This window comes from Deltaproteobacteria bacterium RBG_16_64_85, assembly GCA_001798885.1.
Lineage (GTDB): Bacteria > Desulfobacterota > Deferrimicrobia > Deferrimicrobiales > Deferrimicrobiaceae > FEB-35.
In genome coordinates, this window is record MGQW01000052.1 from 4,851 (window position 1) to 5,695 (window position 845).

The 845-nt window shown below is 63.7% G+C and carries 2 pseudogenes; one reads left to right on the forward strand and one right to left on the reverse strand.

The features are described 5' to 3' along the window. Window positions 1-199, reverse strand: a pseudogene (locus tag A2Z13_04910) (hypothetical protein). A 123-nt stretch (window positions 200-322) separates the two neighbouring features. Between A2Z13_04910 and A2Z13_04915 the strand changes: the two are divergent. Beyond that, window positions 323-845: pseudogene (locus A2Z13_04915) on the forward strand (aldo/keto reductase).

Genomic DNA, 845 nt, shown 5'->3' on the forward strand with positions numbered 1-845 from the left:
TGGCCGTCATTCCCAGGAACCGGGACGCGGTCTGCGGCCCGCAGGCGATGATCCCTCGGAAGCGGGTGGCCCTGGCGAACTCCTCGTCGTGGTGAAGGGGGTTGAAGTCGCCGGCGAGCCTCGCGAACTCGGCGATCTCCTCCTTGCTGAAGCGGGCTTCGTCCGTGAAACGTTCCCCCACATGGACCAGGTCCTCCATGGTGCACCTCCCCTTTGCCTCATGGTTCCATCGTATAGGAAGCCGACGGACAATGCCCGTCATCTATGGGAAAAGGATAAAATCGGGAGAGACTGGAAACCATCGGGGAGGGGGAGAACGGCAATGGGACAAAGACCTCTGGGTAGCGGCGGCCTTGCGGTGTCCAGGATGGGCCTGGGGTGCATGGGGATGTCGGAGTTCTACGGTCCGGGCGACGAGAAGGAATCGATCCGAACGATCCACCGTGCCCTGGACCTGGGGATGAATTTCCTCGATACGGCCGATGTCTACGGGCTGGGACGCAACGAGGAACTTGTCGGGAAGGCGATCCGCGATCGCCGGAATCAAGCCGGATTGGCGACGAAATTCGGAAACGTTCGGGGAGCGGACGGAAGCTGGCTGGGTGTCAACGGGAAGCCCGAGTACGTGCGCTCCTGTTGCGAGGCCAGCCTGCGCCGCCTCGGGGTGGACGTCATCGACCTGTATTACCAGCACCGGGTCGACCCCGACACGCCCATCGAGGAGACGGTCGGGGCAATGGCGGACCTCGTGCGGCAGGGCAAAGTGCGGTACCTGGGGTTGTCCGAAGCGGCTCCCGCTACGATTCGCAGGGCGTGCGCGGTTTCCCCGATCGAGGCGTTGCAGA